Origin of the sequence: Parendozoicomonas callyspongiae, from assembly GCF_023502345.1 — a bacterium.
GTDB classification, from domain to species: Bacteria; Pseudomonadota; Gammaproteobacteria; order Pseudomonadales; family Endozoicomonadaceae; genus Sansalvadorimonas; species Sansalvadorimonas callyspongiae.
The window spans coordinates 1-869 of the sequence record NZ_JAMFLX010000110.1; the positions used below are offsets into that span (position 1 = coordinate 1).

Annotated in this window: 1 protein-coding gene; it reads left to right on the plus strand. The window is 35.9% G+C overall.

Features of this window, described 5'->3' with window-relative positions:
- Nucleotides 1-44: 44 nt before the first annotated feature.
- Nucleotides 45-869: SH3 domain-containing protein (locus M3P05_RS20500; protein ID WP_249701995.1), on the plus strand; the 825-nt coding region annotated here is incomplete at its 3' end.

Consider the following 869-nt stretch of genomic DNA (forward strand, 5'->3'; position numbering starts at 1 on the left):
ACCTACCGCAATATGCATGCTAGCTTCACTCAATGGAGAGTAAATTGAAACAAACATCTTTAGAAAAATTGATGAGTATTATTGACTCTCCTACAATGCGAGCCATTCAAACAATTGAAAACTCCCCCGCAATGAGAGCAGCTAATTTGGCCTACAGCTCCCCTGTGCTACAAGCTATAGATCAAATTGAAAACTCAACAGTTGCTAGGGCTTTAAGAGATATAGAATCACCAACACTACAAGCATTACAAAGAATTGAATCATTAACCGTATCAAGCGCCATTCAACAAGCCCTTGATTCTCCTGCATTGCGCGCAATTAAATACCTTGATAAGTCACAACCGTTTATAGCTCTAACTCAAATAATTGAAGATTTATCAAGATATTACGGCCCCCTCACATTTGAGAAGGCATTTGAAGAAGTTCTTGAAGCTAATGAGTTGTTTGATATTAACAACAACTCGTTTGATGAAATCGCAAAAGATATTGGAGAAAGAGAAGAAACTTCTCCACGACACCAATTAAGTGCTGAGTTTTATCTAGGCTGTATTCTTACTTTAGTTCTGGCATATGTTGCCTATTTTCAAGGTGTTGAAACAGAGCAAAATATACTTAACAAAATTTCAAGCTTGGAAACTACGATAAATCGAAGCATTGAAACTATAGATCAATCTAAAAACAACAATCATTTTTACGTTACCAAGAGTTCTCTTAATCTCCGTTCTGGACCTGGAATTGAACACGAAATTGTTAGTGTATTACCAAAAAACAATAGATTGAATTTCCTAATTACCAAAGGTGAATGGATGAAAGTAGAGTTTTTTGATTACATCAATAACAACTTGCTAATTGGCTGGGTACACAGTCAG